Annotated in this window: 24 protein-coding genes; 5 read left to right on the top strand and 19 right to left on the bottom strand. The window is 36.9% G+C overall.

What is annotated here, in order from left to right; genetic code table 11:
* Positions 1-52 precede the first annotated feature (52 nt).
* From QPK24_RS06150 to QPK24_RS06115, 8 genes are all read right to left on the bottom strand, one after another.
* The gene (locus QPK24_RS06150) at positions 53-949 is read right to left on the bottom strand and encodes a hypothetical protein (protein ID WP_285747067.1); all 897 of its coding nucleotides are present in this window, start codon (positions 947-949) and stop codon (positions 53-55) included.
* Positions 942-1,595: a response regulator gene (locus QPK24_RS06145; RefSeq protein WP_285747065.1), complete on the bottom strand. Its 654-nt coding sequence runs from the start codon at positions 1,593-1,595 to the stop codon at positions 942-944. Before QPK24_RS06145 ends, QPK24_RS06150 begins: the two co-directional genes overlap by 8 nt.
* 23 nt (positions 1,596-1,618) lie before the next feature.
* Positions 1,619-2,869 (bottom strand): sensor histidine kinase, encoded by a 1,251-nt coding sequence (locus QPK24_RS06140; RefSeq protein WP_285749136.1) that lies wholly within the window; start codon positions 2,867-2,869, stop codon positions 1,619-1,621.
* Between the two features lie 213 nt (positions 2,870-3,082).
* Positions 3,083-3,631, bottom strand: coding sequence for a hypothetical protein (locus tag QPK24_RS06135; protein ID WP_285747063.1), 549 nt, complete (start codon positions 3,629-3,631; stop codon positions 3,083-3,085).
* Between the two features lie 34 nt (positions 3,632-3,665).
* Complete coding sequence (locus QPK24_RS06130) at positions 3,666-4,106, bottom strand: DUF4111 domain-containing protein (protein ID WP_285747061.1); 441 nt, start codon at positions 4,104-4,106, stop codon at positions 3,666-3,668.
* Positions 4,107-4,130: 24 nt separating this feature from the next.
* The gene (locus QPK24_RS06125; RefSeq protein ID WP_285747059.1) at positions 4,131-4,463 is read right to left on the bottom strand and encodes a hypothetical protein; all 333 of its coding nucleotides are present in this window, start codon (positions 4,461-4,463) and stop codon (positions 4,131-4,133) included.
* A gap of 75 nt (positions 4,464-4,538) precedes the next feature.
* Complete coding sequence (locus tag QPK24_RS06120; RefSeq protein ID WP_285747057.1) at positions 4,539-4,958, bottom strand: YhfM domain-containing protein; 420 nt, start codon at positions 4,956-4,958, stop codon at positions 4,539-4,541.
* Positions 4,945-5,538: a histidine phosphatase family protein gene (locus tag QPK24_RS06115; RefSeq protein ID WP_285747056.1), complete on the bottom strand. Its 594-nt coding sequence runs from the start codon at positions 5,536-5,538 to the stop codon at positions 4,945-4,947. The genes QPK24_RS06120 and QPK24_RS06115 overlap by 14 nt, the downstream gene beginning before the upstream one ends.
* Positions 5,539-5,791: 253 nt before the next feature.
* Here QPK24_RS06115 and QPK24_RS06110 point away from each other — a divergent pair, with 253 nt between their 5' ends.
* Positions 5,792-6,148, top strand: a complete 357-nt coding sequence (locus tag QPK24_RS06110; RefSeq protein ID WP_285747054.1) for a hypothetical protein — start codon at positions 5,792-5,794, stop codon at positions 6,146-6,148.
* 62 nt (positions 6,149-6,210) lie between these two features.
* On the opposite strand, the gene QPK24_RS06105 is transcribed toward QPK24_RS06110, so the two are convergent.
* The 3 genes from QPK24_RS06105 to QPK24_RS06095 all read right to left on the bottom strand — a co-directional run bounded on the left by QPK24_RS06105 (position 6,211) and on the right by QPK24_RS06095 (position 8,329).
* The gene (locus QPK24_RS06105) at positions 6,211-6,783 is read right to left on the bottom strand and encodes a DUF6241 domain-containing protein (RefSeq protein ID WP_285747052.1); all 573 of its coding nucleotides are present in this window, start codon (positions 6,781-6,783) and stop codon (positions 6,211-6,213) included.
* Between the two features lie 290 nt (positions 6,784-7,073).
* Positions 7,074-7,778, bottom strand: coding sequence for an HAD family hydrolase (locus tag QPK24_RS06100; protein WP_285749134.1), 705 nt, complete (start codon positions 7,776-7,778; stop codon positions 7,074-7,076).
* A 38-nt stretch (positions 7,779-7,816) separates the two neighbouring features.
* Positions 7,817-8,329: a P-loop nucleotide/nucleoside kinase family protein gene (locus QPK24_RS06095; RefSeq protein ID WP_285747049.1), complete on the bottom strand. Its 513-nt coding sequence runs from the start codon at positions 8,327-8,329 to the stop codon at positions 7,817-7,819.
* 142 nt (positions 8,330-8,471) lie between these two features.
* Between QPK24_RS06095 and QPK24_RS06090 the strand changes: the two genes are divergently transcribed.
* On the top strand, positions 8,472-9,083 hold the full coding sequence (locus tag QPK24_RS06090) for a hypothetical protein (protein ID WP_285747047.1): 612 nt from the start codon (positions 8,472-8,474) through the stop codon (positions 9,081-9,083).
* A 123-nt stretch (positions 9,084-9,206) separates the two neighbouring features.
* Here QPK24_RS06090 and QPK24_RS06085 read toward each other — a convergent pair whose 3' ends face one another.
* Positions 9,207-9,497, bottom strand: a complete 291-nt coding sequence (locus QPK24_RS06085; RefSeq protein WP_285747045.1) for a hypothetical protein — start codon at positions 9,495-9,497, stop codon at positions 9,207-9,209.
* Between the two features lie 304 nt (positions 9,498-9,801).
* Here QPK24_RS06085 and QPK24_RS06080 point away from each other — a divergent pair, with 304 nt between their 5' ends.
* Both QPK24_RS06080 and QPK24_RS06075 read left to right on the top strand, forming a co-directional pair.
* Positions 9,802-10,416, top strand: coding sequence for an acetate uptake transporter (locus QPK24_RS06080; protein WP_285747042.1), 615 nt, complete (start codon positions 9,802-9,804; stop codon positions 10,414-10,416).
* A 148-nt stretch (positions 10,417-10,564) separates the two neighbouring features.
* Positions 10,565-11,017, top strand: coding sequence for a GNAT family N-acetyltransferase (locus QPK24_RS06075; protein ID WP_320416919.1), 453 nt, complete (start codon positions 10,565-10,567; stop codon positions 11,015-11,017).
* Positions 11,018-11,145: 128 nt separating this feature from the next.
* On the opposite strand, the gene QPK24_RS06070 is transcribed toward QPK24_RS06075, so the two are convergent.
* The 4 genes from QPK24_RS06070 to QPK24_RS06055 form a co-directional block, all read right to left on the bottom strand.
* The gene (locus tag QPK24_RS06070; RefSeq protein ID WP_285747041.1) at positions 11,146-11,769 is read right to left on the bottom strand and encodes a hypothetical protein; all 624 of its coding nucleotides are present in this window, start codon (positions 11,767-11,769) and stop codon (positions 11,146-11,148) included.
* A 217-nt stretch (positions 11,770-11,986) separates the two neighbouring features.
* Positions 11,987-13,360 (bottom strand): UDP-N-acetylmuramoyl-tripeptide--D-alanyl-D-alanine ligase, encoded by a 1,374-nt coding sequence (locus tag QPK24_RS06065; RefSeq protein ID WP_285747037.1) that lies wholly within the window; start codon positions 13,358-13,360, stop codon positions 11,987-11,989.
* A 51-nt stretch (positions 13,361-13,411) separates the two neighbouring features.
* Positions 13,412-14,014 (bottom strand): hypothetical protein, encoded by a 603-nt coding sequence (locus tag QPK24_RS06060; protein ID WP_285747035.1) that lies wholly within the window; start codon positions 14,012-14,014, stop codon positions 13,412-13,414.
* Between the two features lie 44 nt (positions 14,015-14,058).
* Positions 14,059-14,433, bottom strand: coding sequence for a DUF6508 domain-containing protein (locus tag QPK24_RS06055; RefSeq protein WP_285747033.1), 375 nt, complete (start codon positions 14,431-14,433; stop codon positions 14,059-14,061).
* 181 nt (positions 14,434-14,614) lie between these two features.
* Here QPK24_RS06055 and QPK24_RS06050 point away from each other — a divergent pair, with 181 nt between their 5' ends.
* A complete protein-coding gene (locus QPK24_RS06050; RefSeq protein WP_285747031.1) occupies positions 14,615-15,007 on the top strand; it encodes a hypothetical protein in 393 nt (130 codons plus the stop codon).
* 159 nt (positions 15,008-15,166) lie between these two features.
* On the opposite strand, the gene QPK24_RS06045 is transcribed toward QPK24_RS06050, so the two are convergent.
* The 3 genes from QPK24_RS06045 to QPK24_RS06035 all read right to left on the bottom strand — a co-directional run bounded on the left by QPK24_RS06045 (position 15,167) and on the right by QPK24_RS06035 (position 17,146).
* On the bottom strand, positions 15,167-15,328 hold the full coding sequence (locus tag QPK24_RS06045; RefSeq protein ID WP_201450673.1) for a hypothetical protein: 162 nt from the start codon (positions 15,326-15,328) through the stop codon (positions 15,167-15,169).
* 145 nt (positions 15,329-15,473) lie between these two features.
* On the bottom strand, positions 15,474-16,046 hold the full coding sequence (locus QPK24_RS06040) for an ATP-binding protein (RefSeq protein WP_285747026.1): 573 nt from the start codon (positions 16,044-16,046) through the stop codon (positions 15,474-15,476).
* Between the two features lie 131 nt (positions 16,047-16,177).
* On the bottom strand, positions 16,178-17,146 hold the full coding sequence (locus QPK24_RS06035; RefSeq protein ID WP_285747023.1) for a TolB-like translocation protein: 969 nt from the start codon (positions 17,144-17,146) through the stop codon (positions 16,178-16,180).
* Positions 17,147-17,203: the final 57 nt, after the last annotated feature.

Raw genomic sequence — 17,203 nt, 5'->3', positions numbered from 1 at the left:
TCCCTCAATTGTTCTCTAGGAATTCCCCCTTCATACACCTATTTTATTTAGTCTATACTTCCCAGTGAATCTCATCCAAAAGTTGGCGGGTAGGAATGGCGAATCGTACGGACTGACGATTCTGTGCTACAGATACTTCAAGATCGGACTTGAGGGATCTTAAAAGTTCTCGCAGCGTATGGAAAGTCTCATGAGTATGGGAGCAGGCTCCCTCTCCTTCATACACGACGAATGTATACCCTATGGCGTCCTGCTCCATCGTGATCTTGGCATTAGACAGTCCGCTATAATAATCATGTACCAAAACATCTAAGACTTCTGCAATTTCTTGCTGACGATGACTTGATAGGCGGGTAAGCCGCTGATCCAGCAGTTCACACTGAACTCCTTCATTATGCAAACTCCGTAGTTTCTGTAGCAATGGACCTGTCAGATCTGCTTGTTCTGCTTCATCTGGCTCTACTAAGGAGACAAACGAAGCGGTATGGTCATAGAGAGCAGCGAGCGCTGCAGCACTTTGTTCCACTCGTTCGACTTCTTGCGGGCTGAATATCCGTTCTTCCCGTTGCCCGACAAGTAATACACCATAGGATAACTTTTGTTCAGGCCGTGAGGAGTCAACCGATACCCCCATACCCGAACGGATGGACTCAATGAGGAATATCGGATATTCCAGCATTTCATCTTGTACTTCCTCTGGAAAATAGTTGACGATATAAGGGGCTTTTGTCTTCAGCACTCTTCCAGCCATCCCTTTTCCCATACGAACCATAATTTTTTTATAGCGTTCTGTGTTCGCCCCGAGCGCCATTTTCCAATGAATATCTCGATAATTCTCATCAGCAAGTGCTACAGCAATAAAGTCTAGTTCTAATTCCGATTTAAGCTGCTCTAGTTCCGTTTGTATTTGTTTTTGGATTGTTTGATGGTGGCTAGAAGGTTCAGTCAAATTCGAGCAACCCCCTTTTAAAGGCGAATTCCATGAGCTCACGGCGGTTACTCAGTTTCAGTTTTTCCATGATATTTCCTTTATGATTCTCCACCGTTTTCACGCTGATTGTAAGGAGTTCCGCGACTTCTTTATTGGTATAACCTTTAGCGACTAGCGTAAATATTTCTTTTTCCCGCTCTGTTAACGTTTCAAATCGGTCTACAGCATCCTCTGCGTTTCCGTGCAAATAAGCTTGTATCACTTTTTTCGTATCCGCTGGCTGTAAATAGACCATCCCTTGCTGCACCTGCTTGATCGCAGTTACGAGTTCTGAAATGGGAGCCGATTTTAATACATATCCGGATGCTCCTGACTTCAGTGCCCTGAACAAATACTGTTCATCGTTATGCATGGTTAAGATAATTACCTTTACCTCTGGCATGGATTGCAAAAGCTCACTAGTCGTATATAGTCCATCTCGTCCATTTGGCATACTCAGATCCATGAGCACAATATCAGGTTTTAGCTCAAGCGCTTTTTTTATACACGATCTTCCATCTGACGCTTCACCTACCACCGTTATTCCCGGCTTTGTATCCAGCACAGCCCGAATCCCGCTGCGAACCACCGCATGGTCATCCACTATTAGTACTTTTATATCCATATCTATTCTATAATCCTCTCTTCTTAAAAGGTACTTGATTCGTCAATGGGCACTTTCACTTCAATCACAGTTCCTTCATTTGGACTCGATTTAATATCAAATTCACCTTGGAGAATATTCACTCGCTCTTCCATACTGTAAAGACCAACTCCTTGACGAAGTTCAGAGGTCACCGTAAATCCTACGCCGTAATCGCGAATCAGAAGCTCCGCTAGTCTCGGTTCAATTTTCAGTTTTACTTCAACTACTTCTGTACGTGAATATTTAGCTGCATTAGTAAGAGCTTCTTGTATAATTCGGTAAAATGCAATTTCATGAGCAGACGGTAACAACTCACTATCCCCTTCAATGGTGAGCAGCACTTGAATGCCAAATTTCTGACCATACAGCCGGACATAGTTACGAAGTGCAGCCACAAGTCCCATATCATCAAGTGCAGAAGGTCTAAGCTCGACAGATAAATCGCGAATATCCTCAATCGTGTTTCGAATTGACTCCTGCAGGGCATCTAATGGCTTATCGATCACAGACTCCTTTTCCTCTTCTAATAAAGACTTCATCACTTCTGTCTGAATGAGAATGCTATACAGGGACTGTCCAATCCCATCATGCAGCTCACGGGAAATTCGCTTTCGCTCATTTTCTTGTGCAGACAGGATAGAGTGAGTAATCATCTTCGCAATTTTGTTTTGTTCTTCCTGTCTTGCTTTTTCCACTTCCTGAAACCGAATGATATTCAGTGGTCCATACATCGGATCTTTATAATGCGAAACACTGGCATTCATCGATTTCGTTATTCCTTTTGTCGTCGTTAATTGAACTTCCACATATTGTGTTCCGGGTTCTGTGATAAAGCATTTATGATAGGAACAAAGCTTATTCAGTCCCGCATAATTGGAACAATGATTACAAAAATTAACCGTGACAGGATCTTGATCCATCTTAAGAAGCTCTTTTGCTGTCGGATTCATGCGGATGACATTCAGTTCACTGTCCGTCACCAGAATTCCATCAGGACTATGCTGAAAAACATTCGTGAACAATTCTTGTTCAGAACGAAGCTTATGACTTTGCCAATAGATCATGAAGAAGAATAACGTCGTAATCACGAGCACAAATAAAAAAATAGGCAGATCTTCTACCCACCTTCGATCTACTTTCTGCTCAATGGCACGAATGGCAAGGACTATAATTAACGTCATACTCACCGTGAGAATGCCGTTTTTCACCATAAATTTCATAAAAGCTCTCGTCTTCTGAGCCGGTGTAGACATCAAAGACAATCACCCCTTCTAAGTTCTTTGTCGCATATTTCAAATTCTAACATTCATAATCCCATCATAATTGTGACGAATATCACAATGCGTAGATGTATACATGTAACAATCGCGTTCAATTCCATAAGGGTATCCTGGTTTAGAATAAAAAAGGAACCTCATCTATAATAGATAAGATTCCTTTTGTGCCCTTATTTTATTTTTAAATAGTTAATGTAAAATGTAACCGTCCAAATAATCTTTCATTAGACGATTCGATATACGGAGTGCCTCAGCTCGATCGGACGCAGGAACGGAGATCATAAGTCCATCGCCTCCGCTCCAATTCCCCCCTTGGTTACCTTCTGCTGAATATTGATCCATCACCGTAATTGTTACCTCACGAAAGGAACGATTCACAAAGATGGTTCCATACAAAAAATGGCCAATCCCTTCATCTTCATTATATTGATATAGCATGACCCCACTAAGGTCTTTTCCCAAATTAATCTCTAGTTGTCTTTGATTCTCCGGAACAGGTATTTCTTCGCCTTCAATTGAGATGGTTCCAACGAATCTTTTATTCCCTGTAAGGCTTGTATATACGGTGCCATTCATATCTATGGCTATAGACTTCTCATCTCCGATATGTTCAGCACCAAGTCTATACTTTATTCCTTGGGCATGTAAGTGGATGGTCTGAGGATATATGGATATCACGATGAAGGTGATCAAAGCTACACCAATAATAAGGATCGATAAGCCTATTTTTTTGTACAATATCATTCTCCTTATTCCTCTTATTCCGGCCGCATCATAAAGCGGAGTCAATATGGCTCTTCATGAGTGTGCTATATTCCTCCAAGTGATCTTCATTGATATCAATCATCTCATTTCTTGTACCTTCATACACTTCGACTGCATGTATTACAATGTAGGTTAGATGATTCGGTAACTTTGGAAGTGCCCATAAACCAGCCTCTCGTTTTGAGAATATTTCGTTCGTCTCTAAATATGACAAAACTCTGCAAAGTGTAAGAATTCCATAAATCGGGTTGGACCTTAAAACAGATACAGCGTAATCAATCCCACTACATATTGAAGAACGAAAGTCCGCTTCAGGTACTTCAGGAAAAACTTCATTGATGGGCTTCCCATAAATGCATATCCCTTTCTTCCTTACTAATGTAAGGTGACATGCTAAATCCGAATCTGTTGGTGTCTCTGCCCAAAATTCTTTATCTTCTTCAGCCACACGTTCTTCATATTTACTTCTCCACTATTCACTGCTATGTAATTCAAAGGGAGTAGGATGTTGCCACGGGATAATTGCATCGCTTGTTATAAAACTGATTTCTATTGGGGAAGGATTTGTAGAAATGAGCAGCAATTCCTTAACTAAATTAAATCTTGTTTCCAAATCAATTTTTTCAGATACGAGAACAATCATATCAATATCGCTGCTTATAGGATTGAAACTATGAAGTGATAGTGAACCATGAATATAAGTACCTATTATTTTTGATCCTAGATAGTGAATGAGAGATGAATTAAGCTTATACACCTGCTCTCGTACCTCTTGTGGACAATTCCCCCAACCATACATATTCATGATTAAGTTCCCCTCTGTCATTATTGGTCCATGGAACTACATGTGTCATTTTAATTCCGATGGCAGGATCATTATTTAGCGTTTAGAGACTAAATCCCTTAATTGGTTGGCATGATCCACTGATATTTCATATCCCTGACTTGTATTCTCCTGATTCACCAGTAATCCCTTTACAGTTCGATGTGATCCTAAAGATAGATGGTAATTTGTAGTTACATCCTTTGAGTAGAAAATGGTCATATTATATTCTGCACTGTAATCCAGTTCTCCCAAATTTTCTACTGCTGTATTTATTGCTTCTTCAAATAGCTTAATTGATTCTTCATCATTAAATAATTGATTCTCGCACTTCGCTTCTGAAATGGGAGTATTGCATTCTAGCTCTATAGCAGTAATGTTGTTAACGGAATCCTTCGGTTCGGACTTCGTACAGCCTGTTATAAATATGAGAACAATTACGATCGTTGCCACAGATCTTATGTTAATTAGAATCACACCCTCCCTCACCGAGATGAGTAATACAGTTATACAACTTACAATCCCAACGTGGCTCCGCTTTACTTAGAATGGTTACCGAGGTGTTGTGTAAATGTTCTGATGTATCATAATGCGGAATGAGTTTCTTTAATGATAGACCGATTAGCGCACCGTGACTGACGACTAATACTTTTTTGTCAGGATGCCTTTCTGAAAGATCCTTAACACATTCCACACCCCTTGAGATAATGTCATTATTCGATTCTATCCCAAGATCTAATTTGGACCAGCTGTATCCCCACTTATTCACTCGATCTTGTTCCGTTGTTCCCTCGATCAGACCACAGTTCATTTCTCTTAATCGTTCATCAATCTTCACATCGATATTTTTAATTCTCCCAATGATTTTTGCTGTTTCAAGGGCTCTAGATAAGTTACTTGAATATATATAATCCCAGTCCTCATTCTTCAATCTTTGTGCTAGTAATTCAGCTTGCCTTTGTCCTACTGCATTTAGAGGTATATCTGCTAGGCCCTGTGCTCTATATTCATTATTCCAATCTGTAATTCCGTGTCTTATCAGTCCGATGATGGTCAATATTATCCCTCTTTCTATATTGTTTTATTGGATTGTTCATGAGGCTTTTAGGACAAGCATGTGAAGAATAAGGAAATCAATATAAGACAAATTATAGATCAATTGACGACATGCCTACTAAAAATCTATTCTATTAATATAATTTATTATTTTAGAATGATTTCAAATAAATTATCTAATCTGACTTGAGAATCATACTTTGATGTATAGATTATCTTTTTGGTATGCCTCTATGAAGGGAGTATATCCTGCAATGAAGGAAATAGAAATTTTAAAAAATGAAATCAATCGAATCGATGGGTTAATTGAACAATTAATGGATGATCATTGTCCTAATGCTATTGAAATACTAGCTTACTATCGCGAACATATGGAAGTTCATGTCATCGCACTGGAGGAATTTAATAACTTACCTTGCGTTTCAAGCGAAAAATTTAGATTAAATGAATTAATAAAAGTGGTTGAAAATACAATTCATTATTTTACCATAGAATATTTTGAAGATCATACGGAAGAGGAGTTCAAACAACAGTACGGGTTACAATTCACGGCTGCTATGAAACAATGGTATACATTCATAAACCGATTTAAACATTATTGTAGTCATTAGGCTTGGTTATAGACTATCCACATTCGATATAGCTTCATGAAAAATTGAAACATCATCTTTTTTTATTTGGTTTTGTCACCCCAATATTTTTCTATAAAAGCAGCTTCCTCTTCTGGTGTCATGATCCCTTTCGCTTTTCCAATATTGCCATTCTCTAATTTCCAAAAATAATTATGATCTTTATCAATCTCCGAAAAATCTCCTGCTTGCCATTTCTTCGCAATCTTGAGCATATTGTCGTACAAATCCCAATCGGTTCCTTTGGTTTCAATGACTTTAATAATCTGTTCAATCCGCTTAGGAGTCATTTGAATCGAGTTCCATTTATCCGAAGCAACTACTTTCTGATGTGTCATATCATGCATCACCCGAACCACGCTGGATTTCATAACATATACATCATCTTTTAAGGCAAGAGCCATCGCTAAATCAATTTCTTCGTCCGTATCGGTCGTTTTTATTTCTCCGATCACGCTTAATGACTCGCCGGGTTTCAGTGTCTTTTTGACCGCTCCGACATCTTCTTTTATGGATTGGGTACTATTGTAATTAACAATATAATAAACAGCTAGGGTGGCTGTTATGACTATAAATACAGATAATATGGTGATGGTAATCTTTTTCTTAGTAGACATTTATAATTCCCTCCATTGCTCGCTTTTGTCCGAATCAAAGTCTATGTCACACCTGCAGTAGCTATGGATCGTTAAAATGAATTAGCGGTTAATTTCCTGTTTCTTAATTCCTCCCATATTTTAAATAATTTTCTAACGATATTAATACAGACGTTTTCAACTAAAAAATGTTTCATGAAAATAAAAAAAGCCCCGGTTTCCCAGGGAATCCAGTGCCTATGGAGGTGTTCAACCATCAACCATCTATTGAAAATTCTTTTTTGGATTTGATATAAGATCTCTTCCGAAAATCAAACTAAACCGCTTTTTGATGTTACCGATTCATTTATAAAGTAATTTTGTAATTCCTCCATATTGTTAATCGTTCGAGTATGATTTTTATTTTTATTTTTTCTATTAAGCCAGATGCCTCTCATCTTTATTTTCTCACATGGTATGATATCCGAATCCATATTGTCTCCCACGTAATAACAATCTGCAGGGTTCTCCTCAGCAAGGCGACAGGCATACTCAAAGATTTCTGTATTCGGTTTTGATATCCCGATATCTCCTGCTGTCACGATCACCTGAAAATAATCTATGATCCCGATCTTCTCTAGTTTTTGTCTCTGCTGAGCGGAATCTCCATTTGTAATAATCCCTAAACGGTGGTTACCAAGCGCTGTCAGTGCAGGTATAACATCATCAAACGTCTTCCAGTTCTCTTCAAAACAATTCAAATAAATTTGGAAGTATTCCTGAGCATGAACATCACTTAGTTGTACTCCTGATCTATGAAAAATCTCTTGAACTCTTTCTATTTTCTGCTGTTCAAAGGTAAGCTCTCCGCGTAAGAATCGATCAAAATGTGTCTTACCAACTTCACACCACAATTGATAAAAGTCATCTGCATTTAGTTTAGACTGTTCAACACATTGCGTAAAAAAATCATTCACAGCGAGGTATTCCGCTGCCTTAAAATCAAATAACGTTTCGTCTAAATCAAAGAATATCATCAACGCCTACTCCGCTCCCTTGAACCTCAATATAGTTTTCAAAGATTGTATTGAATATACTGTTTCGATTGCTCTATCAATACCTTCAGATCATGAACACTATCTAGTATTAGTTCTCCTTCAACCCCGTTTATTCTCGAATCACCATAATGCTTTTTCATTTCTTCAAAATTAGTAATCATTTGATTGGGTTTAGGATTTATCTCCCGTTGATTGAATCGATGTGCCCATAATTCCTCATCACTACAAATACACAGAATCGGTTTTAGAACTCCCCCATGCTTTGTAACCCATTCTTGTAATTCTGATATTTCTGAAAATGGGGCATCGACTAGTATGTCCGCCTTACAATCCAACGTTGTTTTTATCATTTGATAAATGAGTTCATAACAGAATTGATTACGTGTGTGGTGATCCTGAATATAGTTAAATATTGAGTCGTAAATATCGTCTTTCCTTATGATAGGCAGCTTCAATTCTTTTCCTAGTTCATTTGATAATGTTGTTTTACCTACGCCTGCTCTTCCTCGGATTAGAATAATTAATGACATACACTCCCTACTTCCTATCATATGGCATGAAAACTCTGTTATAAGAGATCACTAGAATGTTTATATAATTAATATTGCTTAAATATGGGAAATGAAATATATTACTTATACTCTAATATAAAGAAAAGGCGTGTATTCATTCATGAAAAGAAAAGCTCTGTTAACCATAGGAGGAGTTCTGGGTTTAGCAATTATTATTAGCGTCAGCTTACTCATAGGAAATGAAACTTCTAAGCCCGCTACCTTACATGGAACAAGTCCATACACACTACATTTAAAAGAAAATTACAATTCCGAAAAAATACCGCCCCTTTTCGATGGTCCAAACAATCTAAAAACAGCTAAAAATTTCGGCTTTGATGATTTTGGTGATTTAAGCAGCGCTAACAGCACTATATCTATTGATCAAGAACTTAAGCCTGATGGGGATTATCTTGTTGGCGAGGGTGGCACTGGTGAACTCCTTATTAAAGGAACAAAATATCATTTCACGATAGATAGCTCATTGATTTCACATGTTGAACTAAAAAATGGTCAGAACCTCTTAACCGGTAGTTTTGAAACAAAGATAAATGATAAAGAAGGCAGGCCGATTCCTGCTACTATTAGTTTTACGAATATCGTTGAGACGGAGGAACAATTCTTTTATGTAACTTTAGGATCACTGGTATTACCTTTTGGCGACGATCGTTTTGAAACTGAAGAAATTCAGAAGATTATAAGGGAGTTAGGCAATGTAGAGGAGACAACCTAGTTAATCAACCCAACCCTCACTGGCTAAAGTAAACGACATCGAAAAAGTCATGAATCTCAGCCAGTGCAGGGTGATTGCCTGATTCGTCTCCTACAAAGCCTTCTTATTCAAAATTAACCTATTCTACTTCCTTTTTTTACGACGGAAAAGCGAAATTCCACCGAAACCACTAATAACAGCGATGTAAAAACCAAAATCATACCACCATCCTGTGTTATAGACTTCATATAATCTGATGTTATCGCTGAATAAACCGAGTATTAATGAGATCGGAGCGATCCATCCATGCCATACTCCACTAAAAAATCCCGCAAGATCTTGAGCATTCTTTGCTCCATCCCCAGGCACACACCCCGTCAAAAGAGCTATGATGCTGAATAACATCGCCATAAAGAGAAAATGTCTTGATTTCATATTCATCACCTTCTTTCTGATATTATATTCTACTCTCAATCTATGTAAGTGTTATATAGTCTATGATGTTTTGGTACTAGGTATTATTCCATAATTATACATATTATATCCTTGTGACGATAGCCATTTGAGCAAGCAAGACGTTAGATTATAGTAATCTCATACACTACTATTAACTAATGATTTGTAAATCAAAAATTTCTACTTACACTTTTTCAATGACTGTGATATGATTTCCAAGGCTAATCAGAATGGTGACCCCACTGATTGGCCTATTTCACATGTATATTTACTGGAGGCAACTATGACATCACAAGAAAAACAATCAGTACAAATCATTACAGCAGATCCAAGCGGAATCGGCTTATTTGGCTTAGCAATCGTAACGCTTGTCGCATCTTCACAGAAACTTGGTCTCACAACAGGACTTAGTTACGTAATTCCGTGGGCTATTTTCCTTGGTGCAATCGCTCAGATTTTCGCTGCTGTTCAAGACGCAAAGCATAATAATACATTTGGGATGACGGCATTCGGTGCCTATGGCTTCTTCTGGCTCGGAGTAGCGAGCAGCTGGTTAATGAAGATGGGCGCATTTGGACCGATTTTGGCCGCTGATATAGATGGGAAACAGCTTGGCTTCGCTTTTCTAGGTTATTTGATATTCACACTATTCATGACGATCGGTGCTATGGAAACCAATAAAGTACTGTTCATTATATTTGTGTTGATTGATTTTCTTTTCTTAGGATTAACACTCGACGCATTTGGAGTTGCACCTCATGTATTCCATACCATGGCAGCCTATGCGGAAATGAGTATTGCTATCGTGTCCCTATATGGTTGCGGCGCTTCTGTTCTTAACGCACATTTCGGACGCCGTTTCCTTCCGATTGGCGCGCCATTCGGCATTTTTAAATAAATTGCTGTCTAGGTAACTAGATAATACAAAAAGCTCTGATAGATCAATTATTGATCTTATCAGGGCTTTTTTTCACTGATTCATAAACTTTTTATTGTATAACCGTTTTATACCAACGAGAGATAATAAGTTACAAGTATAATAATGAATATATTTTCCTATTGAATTAAAACCAGTATCAATTGACAACTGGTACGACTGTACCAAGTTACATGTTAAGCAAGAACAAATCAGCGTTTTTCCTGCCCCTATTGTTTACTGGATTGCAGAATCTAAATATGTTGGTGATTTTAAGCTGAGAGGGGTATATTCGGAGGCATTACTAGTCGGATTTATTGTTTTTTGTAAAAGCCCTGATGAGGATGGTAACCACTGGATACCTGCACTTATGATTGATCAGAATCATCAAGGTAATGGCTATGCCAAAGCAGCAATGAAAAAGTTGATTCATCTTATGGAGCAAAATGGCTGTAAGACATTAATGATCGGACACAGACCCGATAACTTTATTGCTGGGAACCTTTATGAATCTTTGGGTTTCCAAAGGGCTAGCGAAGACATAATTGACGGTGAGATCATTCGTTTTCTACAGCTTAATTAAACGGTATTTATAGTAAATAATAATGGGTGTCAGTAAAAGAAACCTATTGTTGCGCTAACGAGGAACGATAACAATAGAAAGGAGCCTGATTTCGGCTCCTGTCTTCAACTAATGTGCTCTAAAACTGACTATTCATTTTCGCTAACGATACGTTTGATTTTTTCTTTAAATGAAATTAAATCTTGTCCAGCTACCATCGCTTTGGTTTTCTCTTGTTGATTTACAGAGAATACTTGATCACCTTGAATTTCATATTTTCCCTGATACTCGCCAGCCACATAATAGAGAGGTCCGATCTCAGCCTTCTGTCCTGCCTTTAAAAATAATACGTATCTTTCATCTGGCTTCATAAGTGGGTTATCTCGCTGAATAGTAAGATCACCCGTTTTTTCCCTTGCCTCTTCCACACCAACTTGTTTTAGAATAATTTCCTTCTCTTCACCATTGCCTTTTAACAGGTCTATAATTGCAGCATTATACAACGTAGAATCTCTTTCCACATCTGCGCTATGGATATCTATTATCTTAACTTCAGCAATTACATCTGAGGCTGCTTCGAGTTCTTCTAAGCTTTCATACGAATATGCCAAGCTGCCTGAAGCACCTCCAAAAACAGCCTGAGAATTAGGATCGGTTCTCGTTATGGATATTTGTTCAGTTGCCGAAACATTTTTTTCTCGAGGAGCAGAAGAACATCCTGCAAGAAATACAACCGTTACGATCGAACCAACAATTACCTTCACATTTTTCAATTTTATCTCCTCACTTCATAAAAAAGCACCCTTAACGGATGCCTTAACTTATCTGATTATATTTCATTTCACTATTTCACATTGAGCCCGCCAAGACCATTCCCCAGTGAAAACTCATTATTCCTCTCTATTCTTTACTATGACAACCAAGGGCTTCAGCCCGAAACGTCAATACTTTGTTAGGCGCTGTTGAACCACCTTCGATAAACAATCAATGCTACGTAAGTTTGTTAACGACTTCTTCTAATTTCATACCTCTTGAACCTTTAAATAAAATAACATCGTTTTCTTTAATTACACTAGCTATATGATGGGCAAGTTCATGCGAACTTATAAAATGTTTTACATGTGTAGATGGGAAACGTTCATAGAGTTGATTAGAGATATGTTCACTTAAAGTTCCTATTGTAAAAACATAATCGACCAAACCATATTGGATTACCTGACCCATTTCTTTGTGGTATTGAGCTTCATTAACTCCAAGCTCGAGCATATCTCCCAGTACTACAATCTTTCTTTTATATCCAGTCAGTTCAGTCATAGTTTGTATCGCTGCTTTCATAGAAACAGGACTCGCATTCCACGCGTCATTAATAATCGTGTATCCTAGTTTCGTTTTTATTCGTTGCATTCTCATTTCTGTGATAACTATGCTTTGAAGACCTGACTTTATATTTTTCAATGATATTTTTAGTTCCTTAGCTGCTGCTATAGAAGCGATCGCGTTAAAAACATTATGTTTACCTAGCATGGGTATAACATATTTCTCACGATCATTTAATATAAAATGAACACCCTCATCTGATTGTTCTTCTCTAACCGGATAATAATGATGATCTGCGGATTCACCAAAACGAATAATTTTTAATGATTCTGGTATTTTCATTTTTGTTAATTCATTATTTAATAATGGCTCATCCCCATTGTAGATGAATGTCCCTTCTGGATTTAGTCCTGTAAGAATTTCCAGTTTAGCTTTAGCAATCGCTTCTCTTGAACCCATCGTTGAAATATGAGAGATGCCAATCATCGTGATCATAGCAATATCGGGACGAGCAATTTCTGATAACAACTTAATCTCTCCCGGGTTACTCATTCCCATTTCCAAAATAGCGACCTCTGTATCTTCTTCTAGTTCAAGCAGGGTTAAAGGCAAACCATACTCTCCATTATAATTCCCTAACGTTTTCTGTGTTTTATATGTGGTTGATACGATAGAAAATATCATGTCTTTTGTGGTTGTTTTGCCGTTGCTTCCTGTTACCCCAATAATCTTACTATTTAATTGATTTCTATATGTTCTTGCCAGATTTTGTAGCGCTGTTAACGTGTTTTCAACAAAAATAATAGGAACTCCTTTTGGAGGATTAGGCTGATCCCTTTGCCAAAGTGCAGCAGCTGCACCCTTATCAAAGGCTTTCTGAACATAATTGTGTCCATTATCTATTCGCATAATGGGTATGAACAAATTCCCAGCACTTAGCGTTCTGGTATCTATAGAAACTCCCGAGATCAGACTTGAATTGTATGCTTGATGTAATCCATGACCTTTTACCATTTCACAAATATCACTTAATGAACGTTTTATCATTTAATCCCCCCTCAAATGAAAAGTTATACTTTCATCTACATATTTATGTTTTTAATATAAATCCCATTCACTAAACTTGTCAGAGTATCCAATGAACACTTCCATTTCATCAGGGATATATTTACGATCCATATAATAAGCTGTTAATCTCGCATGACCTTCAAGTACCACTACTCTCGAAGTAGCATCCATCGCAACAAATATTAGCTTCGGGAACACCTTTCCATTCTTGATTGCTGCAGAAATATCATAAAATCCTTGGTTGCTTAATCCATATACTTCAACATTTTCGATAATATTCTTTGAAGCGTGAATAGGAAGTCTTGTACCACTTGATAATTCATTCCAATAACTATAATTGATATACATCACTTCACTTAGATCTTGTTTCTGAAAAACAGCTTTATACCATGTAACTTCTCCTGGAAAATTCTCAAACAACTCGGTATTGCGGCCAAATCCCCTTGTCTGACCTAGAATATCTCTTCTTAATTGGTTATCATTTTGATTTTCCAAGTTAGGTTTTGTAATCAAGTCTGAATCATAATCACCAAGTGTTTCTACTATTCCACTCCTAAATCTATCAGAGTAAAACTCTGCAAACAGAAACTCCGCAATTACTAAATCTTCTTGAACTTGACTAATTAATCTCACGGATTTAGCCTCCATAAACTTAGATTGAGCATTTATTCTCTGTATTACTCATTAATCAGTTCTTGAAGTCTTAATAAAATCTCAGTAACATGTCCTTTTAGTATCACATCAATAAAAAGCCCCTCATTAAACCGATCTCCTCGAATATAACTAGTCATTAATTTCCTAAGGGTTTCTAAATCTGCATCCCTAATTTTATCTTGTACGTTATTATTCACATTTTTAAATTCATCATTTTCAGTAATCCACTGAACCCAATCATAAACGAGTAGAAATTCGGTATCATATAGTTCTTTTCTAAATTGACTTACTTCTGGGCTTTCTATCCTCCAACCCTTGCTCTCAGTAAAAAAGGCACTACGGTCATTCTGAAAAAACTCAAGATAGTTTGTTAATCTCTTTATTTGTAATACATCCATTTTCGAACTATCTGCTCCATTCTATAAATATAATTTGATTTACTAATGAGGGCGTACATCACAGCATTAAATAACGAAAACGATGGAGATTTTAAACATGATTGCTTATCTGAGCATTATTGTTTAAACTTAACACCGAATAGATAATTTAACACTGTTTGGAAAGGGTTAGGAGTGGTTTATGGAAAAATTCAAGAAAGAATTTATCCTTAATACTTTTATCATATCGATGGTTCTGGCTTTGATTTCAAGCTGGATTGGAGCAAAAATAGTTGTAAACCATTCGGAATTAAGCAATAGAGACGATTGGGCTGTACCCTTTTTTGTTCTTTTCCTTATCTTATATGCCTTTAATCTTGTGATGAGTATCGTTAACTATGTAATTGCGATAATGGTTAACAACTTCATTGTACGTTTGCTCATATTTAATATCTTAGGTTTAATCATCGCTGTCATCGCTTGGGTTTCCAAAGGTGGGAGTATTTATTTAGCAACTTTCATTTATTTAACTTATATTGTGTTTTCTATTGTGGCTTTAGTGATCAACCAGTCAAATGGCAACCCTCAAAAGTAACAAGCAGCATATAAAAGGAGTTCTAGAGAATTTCTAGAACTCCTTTTTGTGAATTGCTTATTTACTTATCATGATTTTACGTATCTGTATCTATCCACTTGTTCGAAAAATATTGCTGTACAATCTCATATAAATACGAGTTAAGTTTGCTCGGCACCTTTATTTTTTGCTCTTCTTTGATGCAATCCAGAAGACGAGTATCACAATGGGGATAAAGATAAACCATGGAATGTTGATCGTGCTTTGTGTGATTAACGCGAGAAGCATCAATCCGATGACACCAATAATAAGCCAGAGACACCCTCTACCCAGCGTTTCCACGTGTATAATTCCTCCCTCCAATAATGGGATTGCAATTTCTAGATCAATTACAATAACTGTATGTCATTAATGAGGTTCACATACCAAGAATACAGGAACCTTTATGGACTTGGTGGACTTGGTTATGATAAATATCCTCCACGCTTCAACTATCAAAATAGATGATTGAGGTTTCATTTAGATGGACTGATACAATTTGTTGAATAACTTCTGCTGTATGATCGGGGTCCTTAATGACAAACAGATAATTTGCTTCATCTATACTGGGCTGTATTTCTAGCGATTGTTCTTGTCTCTCCAATACTTCCAAAAAACTTGATGCGTTTCTAAAAACAGCTTTGCTTCTTCCAGTTTGTGTAACACGATCTTTTAGTAGATCTGAAGGTAAATCAAAATAAACAATCATACTTTTAAATCCTTTCTCATGAAAATATTGGAGTAGGTTTACTCTCCCGGATTTATTCAAATTGGAGTTACTTAAAATGATGTGGAGATTGCTTTGCTCTATAGCATAGTTCACAATGGTATTAGTTACAGAGAATTTCAAAGTGTTTGGACCCTCTGTAGGACGAAGTTTCTTATAATGCGTATTAATAAATTCAGCATGATTATCCTGATCAATAACAATAGATTGTTGTAATACAGATTCCAACTCTTTGGCAAAGGTGGTTTTGCCGCTATGCGTTTTTCCAACCGTCATGACTACCAAGCGATCCATAAGCCTCTCTCCCATTTCTTTTATGATTTTTTATCGTCTTTGAAGCATAAATAAATCTCCCTTAAAATAAAAAAACGTCATAAATCTCATTAAGAAATCCATGACGTTCAATAAGATATTTATGTAAGTCTTTATTCATCCCAATCCCAATCTTGATTATAGAATACAAGAGCCCCAGTCGGTACACCAGGAGATGGCAAAAGACGAAAATCACGATCGTTTGCTTCCCTCGAATATAAGAATATAGAATTCGAAGAATCAGCATAATAATTTTCATGATATCTACCTTTTTGAAAATGATGCTGCTGTATATCTTTCTTCTCGAGATCAGTAGATAGGATTGCACTATAACACTCACGTTGTTCATTACTAGCAATCACTTGAAAGAATATCCTTTGATTTAAATATAACGGATTTTCTACATCCTTTACACTATAGGTTTCCTTACTACCCTCTATTATTGTTGATAATTCACTACACCGATATTTAAACTCAGGGAATCTCAAAAGAGATTTAGCATCTTTCAAAAAGATTGAAATTTTACCGTTTTCAACATCAAGCAGCTTTATTCCATTCAAGTTGCTGTACAAAATAGTTCGATCATCAAGCCAACAGTATGATCTGCAGGATACTTTGAAATGTTCAGATTCATTTGTTGACCTATTATAAAGACAAATTCGTTGTGAATCAGACTTCCACCGCAAATATGCTAATTTTTCTTTCGAGGGACTTATAGATAAATGAATTGGCGCGTAAGAAACTCTACTAAATTTATGGATAGGCTCAATTTGACTTGTTGAAATCGTAATCCGAGAGATATGATTCCCCGTATTTATTAATAAATGGTCATGACTCAACCAGACAAGATCTGTTCCATTTATTCCTGCAATTATCGTATTACCATCCTCGGAGTTACTAAGCCCTATGATCTCTAGGACACTTTCCCCATTAAGCAATATTCCTGAAATCGCAACTTTTATTTCATCTTCATCTAAAGCAAGTCCATCAATTTGACTAAATTTACTTACATCAAATGTCTGCAAAACAGTACCATTGCTAATTATTATTTTTTTATCCGCAGTTATCTTATATTGAAACATAAGTGACCTCTCTCTTTGTTTTGCTATGCGAGGATTTTCGATAACGTTCAGGTATTC

Origin of the sequence: Paenibacillus polygoni (assembly GCF_030263935.1) — a bacterium.
GTDB lineage: Bacteria > Bacillota > Bacilli > Paenibacillales > Paenibacillaceae > Paenibacillus > Paenibacillus polygoni.
Note: the sequence above shows the minus strand (reverse complement) of the source record. Positions and strands in the feature narration are given on the sequence as shown.